This window comes from Aliiroseovarius sp. PrR006, from assembly GCF_010500215.1.
GTDB lineage: Bacteria > Pseudomonadota > Alphaproteobacteria > Rhodobacterales > Rhodobacteraceae > Aliiroseovarius.
Map to the genome: position 1 here is coordinate 748,380 of NZ_JAAGOY010000004.1, position 17,643 is coordinate 766,022.

At 58.9% G+C, this 17,643-nt stretch carries 16 protein-coding genes; 7 read left to right on the top strand and 9 right to left on the bottom strand.

Annotation, left to right across the window (positions count from 1 at the left end; all coding sequences use genetic code 11):
* Window positions 1-30 precede the first annotated feature (30 nt).
* The 3 genes from G0Q00_RS03695 (at window position 31) to fumC (ending at window position 2,685) form a co-directional block, all read left to right on the top strand.
* On the top strand, window positions 31-552 hold the full coding sequence (locus tag G0Q00_RS03695; protein ID WP_163038276.1) for an SspB family protein: 522 nt from the start codon (window positions 31-33) through the stop codon (window positions 550-552).
* Between the two features lie 61 nt (window positions 553-613).
* The gene (locus G0Q00_RS03700) at window positions 614-1,192 is read left to right on the top strand and encodes a hypothetical protein (protein ID WP_163036505.1); all 579 of its coding nucleotides are present in this window, start codon (window positions 614-616) and stop codon (window positions 1,190-1,192) included.
* 98 nt (window positions 1,193-1,290) lie between these two features.
* Window positions 1,291-2,685 (top strand): class II fumarate hydratase, encoded by a 1,395-nt coding sequence (gene fumC, locus G0Q00_RS03705; RefSeq protein ID WP_163036507.1) that lies wholly within the window; start codon window positions 1,291-1,293, stop codon window positions 2,683-2,685.
* A 58-nt stretch (window positions 2,686-2,743) separates the two neighbouring features.
* Here the strand turns inward: fumC and G0Q00_RS03710 are convergent, their stop codons facing one another.
* On the bottom strand, window positions 2,744-3,037 hold the full coding sequence (locus tag G0Q00_RS03710) for a hypothetical protein (RefSeq protein WP_163036509.1): 294 nt from the start codon (window positions 3,035-3,037) through the stop codon (window positions 2,744-2,746).
* A gap of 165 nt (window positions 3,038-3,202) precedes the next feature.
* On the opposite strand from G0Q00_RS03710, the gene G0Q00_RS03715 reads away from it, so the two are divergent.
* Both G0Q00_RS03715 and G0Q00_RS03720 read left to right on the top strand, forming a co-directional pair.
* The gene (locus G0Q00_RS03715; protein WP_163036511.1) at window positions 3,203-3,388 is read left to right on the top strand and encodes a DUF4169 family protein; all 186 of its coding nucleotides are present in this window, start codon (window positions 3,203-3,205) and stop codon (window positions 3,386-3,388) included.
* Window positions 3,385-3,597, top strand: coding sequence for a ribbon-helix-helix domain-containing protein (locus tag G0Q00_RS03720; protein WP_163036513.1), 213 nt, complete (start codon window positions 3,385-3,387; stop codon window positions 3,595-3,597). Before G0Q00_RS03715 ends, G0Q00_RS03720 begins: the two co-directional genes overlap by 4 nt.
* 7 nt (window positions 3,598-3,604) lie before the next feature.
* Here G0Q00_RS03720 and G0Q00_RS15965 read toward each other — a convergent pair whose 3' ends face one another.
* The 4 genes from G0Q00_RS15965 to G0Q00_RS03740 form a co-directional block, all read right to left on the bottom strand.
* Window positions 3,605-3,940 carry a hypothetical protein gene (locus G0Q00_RS15965; RefSeq protein ID WP_163036515.1) on the bottom strand — a complete coding sequence of 112 codons (336 nt, stop codon included), beginning with the start codon at window positions 3,938-3,940 and terminating at the stop codon, window positions 3,605-3,607.
* Window positions 3,916-5,286 carry a cytochrome P450 gene (locus tag G0Q00_RS03730; RefSeq protein WP_163036517.1) on the bottom strand — a complete coding sequence of 457 codons (1,371 nt, stop codon included), beginning with the start codon at window positions 5,284-5,286 and terminating at the stop codon, window positions 3,916-3,918. Before G0Q00_RS03730 ends, G0Q00_RS15965 begins: the two co-directional genes overlap by 25 nt.
* Window positions 5,283-6,527 (bottom strand): hypothetical protein, encoded by a 1,245-nt coding sequence (locus tag G0Q00_RS03735; protein WP_163036519.1) that lies wholly within the window; start codon window positions 6,525-6,527, stop codon window positions 5,283-5,285. Before G0Q00_RS03735 ends, G0Q00_RS03730 begins: the two co-directional genes overlap by 4 nt.
* Window positions 6,528-6,608: 81 nt before the next feature.
* A complete protein-coding gene (locus tag G0Q00_RS03740; RefSeq protein WP_163036521.1) occupies window positions 6,609-7,361 on the bottom strand; it encodes a cytochrome c biogenesis CcdA family protein in 753 nt (250 codons plus the stop codon).
* A 116-nt stretch (window positions 7,362-7,477) separates the two neighbouring features.
* Here G0Q00_RS03740 and G0Q00_RS03745 point away from each other — a divergent pair, with 116 nt between their 5' ends.
* Entirely contained in the window at window positions 7,478-7,714 is a 237-nt protein-coding gene (locus G0Q00_RS03745; protein WP_163036523.1) for a sulfurtransferase TusA family protein, read from the top strand.
* Between the two features lie 49 nt (window positions 7,715-7,763).
* Here G0Q00_RS03745 and G0Q00_RS03750 read toward each other — a convergent pair whose 3' ends face one another.
* Both G0Q00_RS03750 and G0Q00_RS03755 read right to left on the bottom strand, forming a co-directional pair.
* Window positions 7,764-10,748, bottom strand: a complete 2,985-nt coding sequence (locus G0Q00_RS03750; protein WP_163036525.1) for a ribonuclease E/G — start codon at window positions 10,746-10,748, stop codon at window positions 7,764-7,766.
* A gap of 578 nt (window positions 10,749-11,326) precedes the next feature.
* The gene (locus G0Q00_RS03755) at window positions 11,327-13,861 is read right to left on the bottom strand and encodes a PBP1A family penicillin-binding protein (protein ID WP_163036527.1); all 2,535 of its coding nucleotides are present in this window, start codon (window positions 13,859-13,861) and stop codon (window positions 11,327-11,329) included.
* Window positions 13,862-14,058: 197 nt separating this feature from the next.
* Between G0Q00_RS03755 and G0Q00_RS03760 the strand changes: the two genes are divergently transcribed.
* Window positions 14,059-15,885 (top strand): M3 family oligoendopeptidase, encoded by a 1,827-nt coding sequence (locus G0Q00_RS03760; protein ID WP_163036529.1) that lies wholly within the window; start codon window positions 14,059-14,061, stop codon window positions 15,883-15,885.
* A 155-nt stretch (window positions 15,886-16,040) separates the two neighbouring features.
* Here G0Q00_RS03760 and G0Q00_RS03765 read toward each other — a convergent pair whose 3' ends face one another.
* Together G0Q00_RS03765 and G0Q00_RS03770 are read right to left on the bottom strand one after the other, a co-directional pair.
* Window positions 16,041-17,162 carry a serine/threonine protein kinase gene (locus G0Q00_RS03765; RefSeq protein WP_163036531.1) on the bottom strand — a complete coding sequence of 374 codons (1,122 nt, stop codon included), beginning with the start codon at window positions 17,160-17,162 and terminating at the stop codon, window positions 16,041-16,043.
* A gap of 173 nt (window positions 17,163-17,335) precedes the next feature.
* On the bottom strand, window positions 17,336-17,605 hold the full coding sequence (locus tag G0Q00_RS03770; RefSeq protein WP_163036533.1) for a DksA/TraR family C4-type zinc finger protein: 270 nt from the start codon (window positions 17,603-17,605) through the stop codon (window positions 17,336-17,338).
* Window positions 17,606-17,643: the final 38 nt, after the last annotated feature.

Genomic DNA, 17,643 nt, shown 5'->3' on the forward strand with positions numbered 1-17,643 from the left:
AAGCGCAGGAGGTCCCGCCCGATGTCAGACATGTCCGACCAGATCGACTATGGAAATCTGATGCATGACGCCATGCGCAGTTTGATCCGCAAAGTTCTGAGCGACGTGGCTAGTGATGGATTACCGGGAGAGCACCATTTCTTCATCAATTTCGACACCCACCACGAAGATGTCGAGATCGCGGACTGGATGCATGACCGCTTTCCCGACGACATGACCATCGTCCTGCAACACTGGTTCGAAAACCTCGAGGTTCGCCCCGATGGCTTCGCCGTGACCCTGAACTTTGGCGACGTGCCTGAACGGCTTTACGTGCCCTTTGATGCCATCCGCACATTTGTGGATCCCTCTGTCGAGTTTGGCCTGCGGTTCGAACTGCAGGAAGAGCATCATCCCGATCTGCACCTAGCGGGTGACGAGGATCTTCTGGCCGAAGAAGAACAGCCCGTGTCTGATCCCGAACATGACGATGTGGAAGCAGGTTTTGCCGAGGATGTGGAAGAAGAGCATCACGACGCCGAGATTGTCAGCCTGGACAGTTTCCGCAAGTGATGCCCTGCCTCGCAGGGGCATCCGTAGGATTTTCAGATATTGACAGAAAACCTGTTGCACTATGCGCCATTTCATTCAACTTTCGGCCTGCCTCTATTTTCTTGCAAGCAGTGGAAACGCATGGGCGGATGATAACCAAACCATCCCATTGGCCGCTGCCGGCGAAGGACACTGTGCAACCGAATGGGCCGCATTGATGGGCCTAGGGGCTACGACGCAGCTTACAGACCCCGTGGAATACGATGGCACGCTTGACCCTGACACATCGGCCACCTTCGGAAAATATGCGGACGCAGTGGTCGCATTATCGGAATATGAATTTGCATTAATTGCGCTGATAAGAGAAGCACAGCAAAGCAAACAGCAGTTCGATCTGGTCCGCGCACGGTTCGATCTTGCGATGTGCCTGATGCCGTCTCAGACCGAGCGTGACCTCATCACCGCCGCCTCGATGCGCGTGACCGATCGCTCCGAGTCTGAAACGCGCGAACTCCTGTTCCGACCCTTTGACAGCTTCCTGTGCCTGAAAATGGGCACGGTCAGTAGAAAGATCTTCGCACTCGACCCATTGGCCTCAGATTTTCGTGATCAGGCGATTGATATCTCCATTAGTACGATACGCCCGTGTGACGAGACCTGAAAACCACCAACGTTAGCGGTATCCCACGGTATACAGGATTGAACTTTGCGCCGATTCCGCTATGAAGAACGCGGTATTTTTGACAAAGGCGCAAAGACATGACCCAGACCCGCACCGAATCCGACAGCTTTGGCCCGCTCGAGGTTCCTTCCGACAAGTATTGGGGCGCTCAGACGCAGCGTTCGATCATGAACTTCCCCATCGGTTGGGAAAAACAGCCCGTGGCCATCGTGCGTGCACTGGGCGTGATCAAGCAGGCTTGTGCTGAAGCGAACAAAGCCTCGGGTGCCATGAACGCAGACATCGCGGATGCGGTCATTCAAGCGGCTTCCGAAGTTGTTGCTGGCAAGTTTGACGACAACTTCCCGCTGGTGGTCTGGCAGACCGGTTCGGGCACCCAGTCGAACATGAACTCGAACGAAGTCATCGCCAACCGCGCGATTGAAATCATGGGCGGCGTCATCGGCTCGAAAGATCCGGTGCACCCGAACGATCACTGCAACATGGGTCAGTCGTCGAACGACACCTTCCCGACCGCCATGCACATCGCAACCGCCATGTCGGTGCGTGACGTTCTGCTGCCCGGTCTGGAAAAGCTTCTGAAAGGTCTTGAGGCCAAAGAGGAAGAATTCAAAGACATCATCAAGATCGGCCGCACCCATACGCAGGATGCAACCCCGCTGACACTGGGTCAGGAATTCTCGGGCTACGCCCACATGATCCGTCAGGGCATCGCCCGTGTGAACGCCGCCCTACCCGGCATTTACGAACTGGCCCAAGGCGGCACCGCTGTTGGCACCGGCCTGAACACCAAAGTGGGCTGGGGCGAAGAAGTCGCCGCCAACATGGCGCGCATCACCGACCTGCCCTTCGTCACCGCGCCGAACAAATTCGAAGCACTGTCGGCCCATGATGCCATGGTCTTCATGTCGGGTGCATTGGCCACCGTTGCTGGCAGCTGCTACAAGATCGCCAACGACATCCGCTTCCTCGGCTCGGGCCCGCGTTCGGGTCTGGGCGAACTGATCCTGCCGGAAAACGAGCCCGGCTCGTCGATCATGCCGGGTAAAGTGAACCCCACCCAAGCCGAGGCACTGACCCAAGTTGCCGCGCACGTCATGGGCAACAACGCCGCGATGACCTTCGCTGGCTCGCAGGGTCACTTTGAACTCAACGTCTACAACCCGATGATGAGCTACAACCTGCTGCAGTCGATCCAACTGCTGGGCGACGCAACCGACAGCTTCACCGAGCGTATGCTGAACGGCATCAAAGCCAACGAGCCGCGCATCGACAAGCTGATGAAGGAAAGCCTGATGCTGGTGACCGCTCTGGCCCCGACCATCGGGTACGACAACGCGACCACCGTGGCCAAGACCGCACACAAGAACGGAACCACCCTGAAGGAAGAGGCAATCGCCCTTGGCTTCGTGGATGAAGAAACCTTCGACGCCGTCGTGCGCCCGGAACAGATGATCGGCCCGAAAGCCTGATCATCCCCCAATTCATGCGAATGGCGCGGTTGTCTTCAACCGCGCCATTTTTCATTTATCAATCACGAACGCGAAGCACGTCCCATCTTGAGCTGCCAGAAACCACATAATCGGACATCTTTTTGCCCCACTCCGCGTGGATCTGCACCTTTCCGATCCGATCAAAGAAGTCATCCAGCTCGGCAAGGCTTTCAATCTCCATCTCGGTGACGATCAGGGCTTCTTCTGCCCCGATATGCCCAGTCATGTAGCGGGCATTCTTCATGTCGAACCCGGATTGCTTCGCGACTTGTTCGTCCCACTCTTTCATCAAGTCCAAAACAGCCGACTGGTGGCCAAACTTACTTTTCACTTGCCATCTTGCAACAAACATCACGTCATCCCCTATTTGCTAAATTATCATTCGCTCGATAGGGTTCGTGCACAGCATACCGTGTAAACCAACCGCCTTCAGCATACAGGATATGCCCTGACCTCACAAATTCGCGCTGGCATTCAAGGAGCCGTCAGTAACCTGATGACCAACAAAGTGATCAACCTTCGTCAGTTTCGAAAGCAATCGGCCAGACAGCAACAGGCACAACAGGCCGACGAGAATGCGGTCAAGTTCGGTCGATCGAAAGCTCAGAAAAGCATGGAGAGAACGCAGCTTGAAAAGATCAGGAAAGACCACGCGGCGCATGAACGGGAAGATGACGCATGAGCCGGCCTGAGAAACATTCTCTTACCTTGCATGGTCACCGCACCTCCGTCTCTCTTGAACCCGAATTCTGGCAGGCGTTTCAAGACATCGCGAAGGCCCGCAGCCTACCCTTGAACGCCCTTGCTGCCGAGATCGACAATGCGCGTGGAGTCGATCGTGGTTTGGCGTCGGCGATCCGGGTCTATGTGCTGGAGCATTATCGCGGTTAACGCAGGCTTAACCAAGCTGGCTTAGCGTGAGAGGATGACCGAACAAGTCCGCCTTCTCCCTGCCCAGCTTTGGATGCAGCAGATCTTCGAAGCCAAAGCCGCTCGTGAAGGCGGTATCGTGCGGCGTAAACGCCGGGACATCGAGAGAACCATTGGATGGCAGGTTTTCGAAACCGAAATCCGTAGACGCGGCTATCATGTGGTCGAAAACTGCGGACAGATTGTCATCTTTTGCAACGACGCCCCAATCCGCCAAGTTATCTGATGGAACAAAGCTTTTAGAAAGCTTTGAAACAGGCTTTTCTGAAAAGCCTGATGTCAGCGTTTCGTCAGCCGCAACCATATCCCGTCCTTCCCGCGCACCGTCAAATGTGCAACGGGCATGGCGGGACGATCCTTGACCAACTCAAACCGATAAGACCGCACCAGCATCGACAGAATCAACGGCCCCTCGATCATCGCAAAACCTGATCCCGGACAAACCCGTTGCCCGGCCGAGAACGGGAGATAGGCGTCGCGCAAGCACTCTTTCCCTTTGGGCGTCTGGAACCGCTCCGGATCGAAAGCGTCAGGCTGATCCCACAGGCGTTCGTGGCGATGCAGATGCCAAGGGCTAAGGACGATCTGGCTGCCCACGGGCACCTTGCGGGCGCGGAAACGCTCGGGGCATGTGGTCTCGCGCACCATCATCGGAACCGGGGGATAAAGGCGCATGGTCTCGCGAAACACATCGCGCGACATGCGCAGCTTGGACATGACCGAGAAATAGGCCTTCTCGGGATCAATCTGCTCTTGCGCCTCTTGGGCCACCCGCTCCTGCCAGTCGGGATAGAGCGCCAGAAGATACAGTGCCCATGCCAAGGCCGAGGCGCTGGTTTCGTGCCCGGCCAGGAAGAAAATAGCGACCTGATCAACCATCTCATCCGTATCGAAACACACGCCCGTTTCCGGATCTGGCGTCGTCATAATCTTGGTGGCCAGATCATCCGGTGCGGTCCCCGCCTGAATGGCTTGCATCCGATCCTGCGTCAGCTGCTGGATCAACCCGCGAATGATTTTTGCGGTGCGCTTGGTGTCGCGCTTGTGGAACCGAGGGAACCACTTGGGCAGCGGCAAAAACGCCCCAAGGTTCAACACCGGTTGGGTACGTTGGTGGTTCTTGAACTCGTCAAACACACGTCCCGCAACTTCGTGCTCGATGGGGATCGAAAACAACGTGCGAAAGATGACATCTGCGGCGGCATGGCTAGTGTGGCTTTCGATCTCGACCGGTTTGCCGGTTGCAGGGGCTTCGAACCGCGCGACAGCCGCGTTGGCAGCGTCCCACATGGCTGGGAACACCTCGCGCAGGCGCCCTCCTTCAAAGGCCGGGTCAATAATACGCCGTTGGCGTTTCCACACCTCGCCGTTGGTCACAAAGACCGAGTTCCCCAGAAGCGGCGCCAGCCCCTCCCTGATCCGGTCGGACTTTGGGAAGTCATCAGGGCGCCCTTTCAACACCAGATCAATCAGCTCCGGATCATTGCACATATAGCTGCGGAAAAACGGGGTCCGGAACTCGGCCATCCAGGCGCGGTACAGTCGCGCGGGTTGGGCCGATAGGATGTCCTTGCGAAACAGCTTCGCATAGCGCCACAGCGATACCCGACCGGGGCGTGAAGGCGGCTTAGGGGGCAAAGGGCCCGTCATGGCACCATTGACCTGTATTTCGATGCTGGAACGTCAATACGGCTTTTCGACGGGCGACGGCCCCGATAGCGATCCCGAAGCGTTTTCGGACCCGCTGTGATCTGGAAATAGTCATAGTCCCGCGGGCGATCAAAGGCGCAGAGATACTGGAAATGAAGCCGGAAAAAGCGCCAGCGCAGCGCGGCCCAGCGTTCGGGCGACAGGGACTGTGTAAAAGCGGCCGAGAAGACCAATGGCCAGCGTTTGCCCCGCTCTGGTGCTACGCCCGACACCGAGACCGGGTCACACAGCGCAAAGGCACAGCCATCCCCCGGCGCGGTGACATCCACCCATGCGATCTGGTCCTGTTGGCAAAGTCGGTTCAAATCGCGCCGCAGTCGCCCCGCCTTGGGCAGGAAGCTGACCATCGGGACGACTTGGCCAAGCGTCAAGAAATTCAGCTGAGGACCTCCTGCTGGCACCCGACACTGCGCCAAAAGGTCAGACAGGATCGACACGCCCAGATGCGCCCCCGAACTGTGCCCGATCACCAGAACCTCGTCCACATCCGTGGCCAGCGCCTCGGCAATCTGATCGCCAAACTGCGCCATCCGCGCTTCCAGTTCAGGCGGGTTGGCTCCTTTCGTCGAGGCCGAATAGCTGTAGTCATGCATCAGGTAGTAGATGAACAGTTTATTGTCGATCTTGCGAAACCAGATCAGCAATGCCGCAGCTACAGCCAGCATAACAGCCCAGCCCAGAATAGATCCCAGAAGCGGCGACAGCGCGCTGACAACCCAGTCAACAAGCCCGCCAAGAATCCCGCCTACAAGTAGTGCCAGGATCAGTTGCAAGATCAGTGCAACAACTGGATAGAGCGCCGCAATCACCGGCCCTTTGCGTAGCCACATCAACCGTCGGAGCGCCCCCGTGCTGAGATAGGTCCACGCGGTGCGTGCCATCATCAGGTAGGTCTGCGCGATGTTCAGCTGCATGCTGTCGCGCACGATGTCGGACCAGACCAGCACGTCAAACTCGGCCTCGACCTCGTGACCGTCGATCCGGCCCAGCACTTGCCAACCATAGGTGGCCGCGCCTTGTCGTCCGATCAGATCAATCTCGTAGCCCGAGATTTCGGCCTGCGCGGCCCCTTCGGTGCGATACAGCTCGCGATAGCGGCGGGGATGAATCGGGTCGTAGCCGGGGATGTAAAACACCCGGCGACGGCGCACGATTTTCGATGTGTCGGCGTGGTTGCTCATCTGCCCGGCCTGTAATTTCTGGCAGATTAAACCGGAATGGTTAAGGACATAACCCCCGGCATGCAGATTTCACGGGCCAAATTAGCCCAGCGTCGCCATGGCCGGAAACATCTCGAGCAGCCAGTACGAGAAGCGCGAGAAACCGCCCGTCAGCATCAACAACCCGATGGTCCACAGCAACAGGCCCATGATCCGCTCGATCCGCTCCATGTGGCGTTTCATGAAGGCCATGAGCCCCCCGAGACGCGTAAAGAAGGCTGCAAACAGCAAAAAGGGAATACCAAGGCCAATAGCATAGACGGCCAGCAAAACCGTGCCGCGTGCGACCGAGCCTTCGCTGGCGGCCAGCGCCAGAATGGCACCCAGCTGCGGCCCAATGCAGGGCGTCCAACCAAAGGCGAAGGCCAGACCCAGCAGATACGCTCCAAATGCGCTGCCACCTTGGTCGCCTGCATCAAGACGCGCTTCACGGTTCAGAAACGGGATCGAGATCACACCCAAGAAATGCGCGCCAAACACCATGACGACCACGCCTGCGATGCCAGCAAAAAGCGTCTGGTTGGCCAAGAACATCGCCCCGAAGGCGGACGCTGCAAAGCCCAGAAACAGGAACACTGTCGACAGGCCCAATACGAAGAAGAGCGCCGTCAGAAATACTTTGCCCCGGCCCGAGTCCCCTTCGTTCATTTCCGACATGCTGATACCGGACATGTAGGCCAGATAGGGTGGTACGATGGGCAGCACGCAGGGGCTGAGGAAACTCAAGATGCCCGCGAAAAACGCGATGGTCAGGGCAGGCACAAGGCTTGCGTCGATCAGTTCAATTCCAAACATAAGCTTCACATAGCGCGGGTTTGGCGCGGCGTCACCTGCCGCTTTGTCACATCTGCGCGACAAAGTGCGATCTCGCAACGGATGGACAGGGAAATCCGCAGGTATTAAGGAAAATCATGACCTATGATGACGATCTAGATGCCATCGGGCTTTTGTGCCCTCTGCCTGTACTGAAAGCGCGCAAGCGGTTGAAATCGCTTGAATCGGGCCAAATTCTGCGACTTCAGGCCACCGACCCCGCCGCCGTGATCGACGTGCCGCATTTCTGCGCCGAACAGGGACACGAGCTTGTTGGGCAGGATGAGACATCCGGTCCGGATGGCGTGACCTATTACTTCATCAAACACGGGTAAATGAAAAAAGCCGGGCGCGAAGCCCGGCTTTTTTGTTCTGTACGTCTGATCAGCGGTTCAGTGACCACCAGCCTTTGCGCTTGGGCTTGGGCGGCTCGTCTGACGCGACTTCGGCCACAGGCGCAGATTCTGGTGCGGGCTCGGATGCGGCGGCGGGCGCTTCGGCGACGGCAACCTCAACCGGGGCCGGTGCAGGCTCTGCAGCGGGGGCCTCGGCTGGCTCAGGCGCGGGTGCCGCTTCTTCTGCTACCGGTTCCGCCTTCTTGCGCGGCGCGCGTTTGCGTGTGGGCTTCTTGGGCTTTTCTTCCTCAGCAGGCGCGTCTTCCGCCTTAACCTCGGCTTCCGCTTGCGCTTCCGCCGGAGCATCCTCTGCTTTCGGCTTTTTCGCACGGCTTGCACGCTTGCGCTTGGGCTTTTCTTCCTTTGCCTCTTCCGAAGCTTCAGATTTGACCTCTTCAGCCGCTTCTGCGGTTTCAGCCTCAGCCGCTTTCGCCTCTTCCTCGGCCTTCGCCTTCGAGGTCCGACGCTTGCGCGCGGGCTTCTTGGGCTTTTCATCCTCAGCAGGCGCTTCGGCCTCTACAGCCTCGGTCGCTACTGCGTCGGTGCCTTCAGCATCCGCTGCAACCTCGTCGGTCTTCTTCTTACGCGACCGGGTGGCGCGCTTGCGCTTGGGCTTCTCTTCGGTCGCCTCTTCAGCGGCTTCCTTGGGCGCCTCTTCAGCGTCCGAAGCGGCTTCGGCTTCGGCCTCACCTTCCGACGCGGCCTGTTCGGCTTCACCGTTCTCAGCCTGACCATTCTCTTGTTGATCATCCCCACCGCGACCACGACGACGACGACGGCGGCGACGGCGCTTCTTGGGCTTATCCTCGCCTTCGGCCTCGGGCGTCTCTTCCGAGATCACTTCCGCCTCTTCGACCTCGTCGATATCGGCCATGATGGACGCATCGACCGACACCACGGGCGCCGCATCCGGCACCACGCGTGTGGCGGTCTTGAACTTCTCGATCGTGTAATCCGGCGAGATCAGGAACGGGTCAGCTTCGATCCGGACCGACATGCCATAGCGGGCTTCGATCTGCGCGATATGCTCGCGCTTGTTGTTCATCAGGAAGTTCACGATGCCGACAGGCGCCTTCACCAGAACCTCGCGCGAGCGACGGCGCACGCCCTCTTCTTCCAGCTGGCGCAGGATGTTCAGGGCAAGGTTATCGTCCGAACGGATCAGGCCGGTACCGTGACAGTGGTTACAGGGCTGGGTCGTCGCCTCGATCATGCCCGGGCGCAGACGCTGACGGCTCATCTCCATCAGACCAAAGCCCGAGATGCGACCCACCTGAATGCGGGCGCGGTCGGTCTTCAGCTTGTCCTTCATCCGCTTTTCAACGGCATTGTTGTTGCGACGCTCGTCCATGTCGATGAAGTCGATCACGATCAGACCCGCAAGGTCGCGCAGACGCAGCTGACGTGCCACTTCTTCCGCGGCCTCAAGGTTGGTCTTCAGCGCGGTTTCCTCGATCGAGCCTTCCTTGGTGGCCCGGCCCGAGTTCACGTCGATCGCAACAAGCGCTTCGGTCACGCCAATCACGATATAGCCACCGGATTTCAGCTGAACGGTCGGGTTGAACATGCCCGACAGATAGCTTTCCACCTGATAGCGCGCGAACAGCGGCATTGCGTCTGTATAGTGCTTCACGTTCTTGGCGTGGGACGGCATGATCATTTTCATGAAGTCCTTGGCCACACGATAGCCGGCCGCGCCTTCTACAAACACTTCGTCGATTTCGCGCGAATAGAGATCGCGGATCGTGCGTTTAATCAGGTTGCCTTCTTCGTAAATCTTGGCGGGCGCAATTGATTCCAGCGTCAGTTCGCGGACCTGCTCCCACAGGCGCTGAAGGTATTCATAGTCGCGCTTGATCTCGGTCTTGGTGCGTTTGGCACCCGCGGTCCGAACGATCAGACCGGCGCCCTTCGGCACGTCGATTTCAGCGGCGATTTCTTTCAGCTTTTTGCGGTCGGCGGCGTTGGTGATCTTGCGGCTGATCCCACCACCGCGCGCGGTGTTGGGCATAAGCACGCAGTAGCGACCGGCCAGCGACAGGTAAGTGGTCAGCGCTGCACCCTTGTTGCCGCGTTCTTCTTTCACGACCTGCACCAGAAGGATCTGACGCACCTTGATCACTTCCTGGATCTTGTAACGCTTCGGGCGCGGCTTGCGGCGCGGGCGGATTTCTTCGGTCGAGTCGTCGTCGGCAACGCGTTCGATCTGGTCATCCTTTTCGGACGCTTCCAGCGGCTCGTCTTCGTCGTCCTCGTCGTCGCTGTCATCACCGGTGTCATCGTCGCTGGCTTTATCAGCATCAGCATCCGCAGCAGGTGCGTCGTCAGCATCCGCTTTTTCGGCCACGTTTTCTTCAGACGCTTCAGCTTCCGGTGCGGCCTCATCCGAGGTCACCTCGGCCTCAGCCGCAGGCGTTTCCGCCGCATCCGAGCCAGCTTCAACAGCCGCGTCTTCTACCGGCTCTTCAACCGGCGTTTCGGCGACCAGATCCATCGGCGAATGGCCTTCGTCGGCATCCGACCCGCCATCATCCAGATCAATCACGTCCATCCCGCTGGCAGACTGATCAATCTCTTTGGTGGCGACCGCATCATCCGACTTGGTCTCTTCCGCCTTCGAGCGCGACCGCGAGCGGCGGCGGCGGCGTGTCTTTGGCTTGTCATCTTCGGCGGCCATAGCTTCTGCATAGGCGCGCTCTTCTTCCAGCAGCGCTTCACGGTCGGCGACCGGGATCTGATAATAATCCGGGTGGATTTCCGAGAAGGCCAAGAACCCGTGGCGGTTTCCGCCGTAATCGACAAACGCCGCCTGAAGCGACGGTTCGACCCGTGTTACTTTTGCCAGATAAATGTTGCCAGCGAGCTGGCGTTTGTTTTCGGATTCAAAGTCGAATTCTTCAACCTTGTTCCCGTCGACCACCACAACCCGAGTTTCCTCGGCGTGGGTGGCGTCGATAAGCATCTTCTTTGCCATGTTGTCTTTCTGCACCCGGATCGCCGCGCTCGTCCCGGGGGACGCGCTTGGGGAATGGGGTGACTTGTCAGGGCGAGCAGATGCGGGGGATGGGACAACAGCTGAAGGGGCATACGCCCCACTGTCTGTCCTTGCTCGATCCTCGCACGCATCATCGCGTTTCTTCTCCGGTCTCGCCTATCCTGTCCGGTTAGCCCGGCGGTTCGTGCGAAACCCATTCATTTGCCCCCAATTGCTGCGCAAAGTGCGGGCGTATTTTCAGACATCGGGGCAAGTTTTTGTGAACTTACTGCCGGGTCATCAATTTCCGGCTTCGGCGGCCAGTCCGTCATGCGGACGCGTCCCGAAGCGCTTTTAGCCTGTCACGATGTGGTCTGCGGCATCCTTGGGCCGGCATCCGTCGCCATGACAGCGAAACTCTTTCGCGGGGTGCTATTGAAAACGCACCACCGTCCTCAGAACATAAGTGTTCGCACTATGAAAAGACAATGGGCAAAATGCTTTTCTGTGCAGAAGTTTTCAGCGGGGTCAGGCAAGACCGCGGCAAAAACATTCCACCTATAGGTGCTAAACCCCAGTCAGTAGAGACCGCCAGAAGAAAGCGTTCCGAAATCCGCCTTGTCCGGCACGACGACCGTTTTGCCTGTCGAGGTCTGGACCTGCTCCCCCCCTGCCCCGTCGCGATCGAACAACGGCAGGTTCGACCCCATGGCAAAACCACCGTCGAACATCACGCCAAACAGCGGCTCTTCGCCATCACGGAAGTATTCGGCCACCACATACTCGCCGGTGGCATCAGCCGGCAGACGCGCGCCCGAGAACCGGTCGATCTTGATGAAGTGTCCACCTTCGGGCACCTTGAAATCGCCGCCGCCCAGCTCTTTCACCGCTTCCGTCATGAAGCGATTAAAGACGGGGCCACACATCCCCCCACCCGACGCGCCGGGCATATTGCGGGGACGGTCATAGCCGATATAGCAGCCCGCCACGATGTTCGAGGTGAAGCCCACGAACCAGACGTCGCGCGAGTCATTGGTTGTCCCCGTCTTGCCCGCGGTGGGCACCGGCAAGTTTACAGTACGGCTGGCTGTTCCGCGCTGCACAACGCCGCGCATCATCGAGGTCAGCTGATAGGCCGTGATGGCGTCCATCACACGTTCCCGGTTACTTTTGATCCAGGGCTCTGCCCCTGCAGCCAACACTGGATCAGCGCAATCCACGCAGTCGCGACGGTCGTGACGATAGATGGTGCGTCCCCAGCGATCCTGCACACGATCAACCAGCGTGGGCTCTACCCGCTCGCCGCCATTGGCAAACATCGCGTAGGCCGCAACCATCTTGAACAGCGTCGTTTCCTCGGACCCAAGCGAGTTGGCAAGGAACGGATTCATCTGGTCATAGACGCCGAAGCGTTCGGCATAGCCCGCCACCGTGTCCATGCCGATTTCCTGTGCCAGACGCACAGTCATCAGGTTTCGCGATTGCTCGATCCCCGTACGCAGGGGCGTCGGGCCGTAAAACTCGTTCGAGGCATTCTTAGGCCGCCAGATCTTGCCGCCGCTCTCGACCTCGATCGGTGCGTCGATCACGATGGTGGCCGGGGAAAACCCGCTGTCCAGCGCGGCCGCATAAACGAAGGGCTTGAAGCTCGACCCCGGCTGACGCTGTGCCTGTGTGGCGCGGTTATAAACCGAATGCTGATAGCTGAAGCCACCCTGCATCGCGATTACACGGCCGGTGTTGACGTCCATCGCCATGAAACCGCCCTGCACTTCCGGGATTTGGCGCAAGGTCCAGCGGACAAAGCTGCCATCATCATCTTTTACCAAACGCCGCACATGCACGACTTCGCCGACCTTAAGAAGATCACCCGCCACGCGCGCCTTGCGCCCCAGGCTGCCATCTTCGCCCAAGCGACGCGCCCAAGTTACATCCTTGGCCGGAATCCAGTGACCGTCCTCGTCATCCTCGACACCTTCTATGCCGATCCGGGCGTCATTGTTGCCAACTTCGAGCACAACGGCGGGATACCAGCCTTCGATGTCGCGCGAGAACTTGGTGTCGGCCAGCGCCTGTCGCCAGCTTGCTTCGTCCGACAGCGCGCCTTCCGGCAGTGTTACGCCGGTGGGGCGCCAGACGCCCCGGCCCCGGTCATATCCCTCGAGCCCTTCGCGCAGGCTGGCCGCAGCCACATCTTGGAGCTTGGGGTTTTCGGTCGCACGAATAGTCAGACCGCCCGTGAAAAACTCTTCTTCACCGAAATCGCGGCTCAGTTGGCGGCGGATCTCATCCGTGAAATAATCGCGATCGGGAAGCGCCGTGCGGAAGCCCTCGAAATCGCCATTCTGGACCGAGCGCAGCGGGAGCTCTTTCTCGGCCTCATAGACCGCCTGATCCAGATAGCCGTTCTGATTCATCTCGCGCAGAACATAGTTGCGGCGCCCCAACGCGGCCTCTTTGTTGCGCACGGGATGCAGGCGCGCAGGCTTTTTCGGCAAGGTCGCCAGATAGGCAGCTTCATGCGGCTCCAACTGATCCAGCGTCTTGTTGAAATAGGTCTGGGCCGCGGCCGTCACACCGTACGAGTTCTGACCCAAAAAGATCTCGTTCAGATACAACGCCAGAATGTCATCCTTGGACAGGGTGTTTTCCAGACGCACCGACAAGATCAGTTCCTTGATCTTCCGCTCTGCAGACCGTTCCGAAGACAAAAGGAAGTTCTTCACCACCTGCTGCGGGATGGTCGAGGCCCCGCGCAGCGCCCCACCGCGCGCCGCTTCAAGCGCGGCCGCTGCGATCCCGCGTGGGTCAAAGCCTGCGTGATTGTAGAAGTTTTTATCCTCGGCCGAGATAAACGCGTGCTTCACAAGATCGGGAATTTCGTCGGCGGGCGTGAACAGACGACGCTCGCGCGCGAACTCGTCCATCAGTTGGCCCTCGCCCGAATAGACCCGGCTGATCGTTGCAGGCGTATAGTTCGCCAGCTGCTCGTGGCTGGGCAAGTCCCTGGAATACATCCAGAAAACGCCCCCCACGACCAAAGCAGCCATGAAGATCGCAAGGGTGATGCCGGTAAACATCGCACCGAATATACCAAGGACGAATCTGATCACGCCGCACGCTCCCACGGAAAGTTGCCCTTCCTATAAAGGGACCATGGGGCCGGGTCAAAACCCCCTAGGGGGGAAAATCGGCCAATTCCCGCCCCTCCTCATGTCATGTCTCAGGGTTCAACAGAACCTCATACGCCCCGATTGCAACCCCGCGCCCCACCGCCTATGTCTTGAGAAACCACATTTTCGGAGGTCTCATGTTTTCCACCCTACCCCCTCAAATTCTGCGCGACGCCACTGCCGGTACGGGCGACAACCCATTTGGGGATCTGCCGGAATGGGATCTGTCGGACCTATATCCCAGCGAAGACGCGCCCGAACTTGAGCGTGATCTGGGCTGGCTGGAAAATGCCTGTGCGGACTTCGCCCAGACCTATCAGGGAAAACTGGGGGATCTGGATGCAGCAGGCATGCTGGATTGCGTGCTGGCCTATGAAAAGATCGAGATGATTGGCGGGCGCATCATGTCCTTTGCAGGCCTGCGCTATTACCAAGAAACAACCGACGCGGATCGCGCGCAGTTTTTCCAGAATTGCCAAGAGCAGATCACCGTGTTCACCGCGCCTTTGGTCTTCTTCTCGCTCGAAGTGAACCGTATTGACGATGCCGTGCTTGACGGTTGGTTCGCCGACAACACTGGTTTGGCCCGCTACAAACCAGTGTTCGACCGCCTGCGCGCCATGCGCCCTTATCAGCTGTCAGACGAGCTGGAGCAGTTCCTGCATGACAAGTCCTCGGTCGGCGCATCGGCGTGGAATACGCTGTTTGACGAAACCGTCGCCGGGCTGATGTTCACGGTAAACGGCGAAGAGCGCGGGCTGGAAGCCACCGCCAACCTTCTGACCGAGCAAGACCGCGCCACACGTCAGGCAGCCTCGGAAGAAATCGCCCGCGTATTGGGTGAAAACATCAAGATTTTCTCACGCGTTCACAACACGCTCGCCAAGGAAAAATCCATCGAGGATCAGTGGCGCAACATGCCTACCCCGCAGACCGGACGTCACCTGTCCAACCACGTGGAACCCGAAGTGGTCGAAGCCCTGCGCAACGCCGTGGTCGACGCCTATCCGCGCCTATCGCACCGCTATTACGAGCTGAAGCGCAAATGGCTGGGATTGGACCGCATGCAGGTCTGGGACCGCAACGCACCACTTCCGATGGAAGACGACAAGCTGGTCAACTGGCCCGAGGCCGAAAAGATCGTCATGGACGCCTATGCCGCTTTCGACCCGCGCATGGCCGAGATCGCCAAACCCTTCTTCACTGATGGCTGGATTGATGCAGGCGTGAAACCCGGCAAAGCACCCGGCGCATTCGCCCACCCCACCGTCACCGACGCGCACCCTTACGTGATGCTGAACTATCTGGGCAAACCCCGCGATGTGATGACTCTTGCCCACGAGCTGGGCCACGGCGTGCACCAAGTGCTGGCTGCCGATCAGGGCGAGATGCTATCCTCGACCCCGCTGACCCTGGCCGAAACCGCTTCCGTCTTTGGCGAGATGCTGACCTTCCGCAAACTGCTATCCGAAGCCAAAACGCCGGAAGAAAAGAAGGTCATGCTGGCGGGCAAAGTCGAGGACATGATCAACACGGTCGTGCGCCAGATCGCGTTCTATGACTTTGAATGCAAACTGCACGACGCCCGCGCTGAAGGCGAGCTGACACCGGATGACATCAACGCCCTGTGGATGTCGGTTCAGGCACAAAGCCTTGGCGAAGCCTTTGATTTCATGCCCGGATACGAGACCTTCTGGTCCTACATCCCCCACTTCGTCCACTCGCCCTTCTACGTCTACGCCTATGCGTTCGGCGACGGCTTGGTGAACGCGCTTTACGCCGTCTACGAAGAAGGCGACGCAGACTTCCAAGAGAAGTATTTCGAGATGCTGAAAGCTGGCGGGTCAAAACACCACAAAGAGCTTCTGGCCCCCTTCGGACTGGATGCCTCGGACCCGAATTTCTGGGCCAAAGGTCTGTCGATGATCGAAGGCTTCATTGATGAGCTGGAAGCGATGGAGTGAGGCAGATCTGCTCTGACTCCGACTCAGATCTTATTTTCTTGCCATAAATATCCCGGGGTGAATTGGCCAAAGGCCAAGAGGGGCAGAGCCCCTCCCCCACAAAAAACAAAACCCGCGCCGAAAAGCGCGGGTTTCCTGTTTCCAAAGCACCAAGCTTACTGCTTCGGGAAGTAATCTTCGCAGTCGCCATCGCGATAAACGTCTGCCGTGCAACAGTGCAGACCGCCGCCAAACGCATAGGCGTCGCGCAGCTCGACCTCGACCACTTCCATGCCCAGCTTGTCCATCTGCTCGGCCTGATAGACCTCGGACTTCTCGACACAGACGGTTTTTGGGTCCAGCACCAGCACGTTCATGGAAAGCCAAGTCGACGAGTAGCACAGCGGCGGCGGCGTGTTGTGCGCGGGTTGTGCGGCGTCCACGATCTCCCACCCGTTCTTTTCAAACATGCCGCGCTGCTCTTCCGGCAAGCGGCGCTGGGGGTTGTTTACGATCAGGCCCGGGCGCAGTGGCGTGAAGGTGGCATCGATGTGGATCGGGTACGGGTCGCCAGGGAAGTTCACCGTGTGCACGCGGTGGTCGGGGAAGTGACGGCGCAGCCATTCGATGCCCTTCAGGTTCGTTGTGAACCCGTGCTGAACTACCAGATCCTTGCCAAAGCGCAAAACGTCGGCGGCGTCGAACAGCGGTTCTTCCTCGGTGGTGACAAAGAACTTCTCGGCGGCCCACTCCAGACGCTGAGCGTCACCGATCTTCTCGGACAGATAATCCGGGTGGTAATCCGCATCGGTCAGGCGCGGCTTGGGGGCGGCTTCATGACGGAAGCGAGGGTCTTCTTCCCAATACTGCTTCAGAAGCGGACGATAGTTCAGATACTCGAACCAGCGGCAGCGATACGACATGGTCGCTTCCAGCATCTCGTGCCCAACGGTTAGCAGCACGTCACGCGGCGGCATGCAGCCGAACTGGCTCTCGGTGTGGAAATCCGGCGTGGTCACGGGCTGCGAATGATCAATCGAGACAGGACGGTCCACGCGCACACCGCGCTTGCGCAACAGGTCGGCGAAATTGTCCAACAGTTCGTTCGCGCGGTCGATGGTTTCCTGCGGACGACGGCCCCACTGGCCCCGCATGTCGCTATCTTCCGGAACCTTGGCGTCCAGCGCGGGCTCTTCCGGCGGGATGTGGCAATCATCGGCACGGCCCACGATCACATGGCGCAGCGTGTCCCATTCGTTCCAGCTTTTGACTTCAGTTTTGTCCGGCGACCAGGCCATGAATGCCTCCTATCTGAGGGAGGCAAAGGCGGGGCCTTCAATCTCCCGATTGAAAGTCCCGGCGTACAGGAGCGTGGAAAAGGAACCGGGGAGGATGCCCCGCGGCGACGCCATCGCCGTGTCCTGAATGGCTTTTAGCACTCACAATGTTGGCCGAAAAGAGGGTTTCGCCCCTATTTCAACTGGCTGTCCTTGGATCCGCGCCGATTGATCCCCGGGCGCGTCTTGAAGGCCGCATCCCGGTCCTGCACGCAGTCGATGCACAGCTTCACGCCCGGCAAGGCCTCGCGTCGGGCTTGGGGGATTTCTTCTTCGCATTCCGCGCAATGAGTGAAGCTCTCGCCCACAGGCTGCGCTTTGGACTTCATCCGCGCAAGTTCGTCCGAGACGGATGCTTCAATCTGTTCGCTTACTGCGCCGTCGCGCGCCCATCCACCAGCCATGGGATCCCTTTCATTACTGGGGGATCATTGCCGCAATC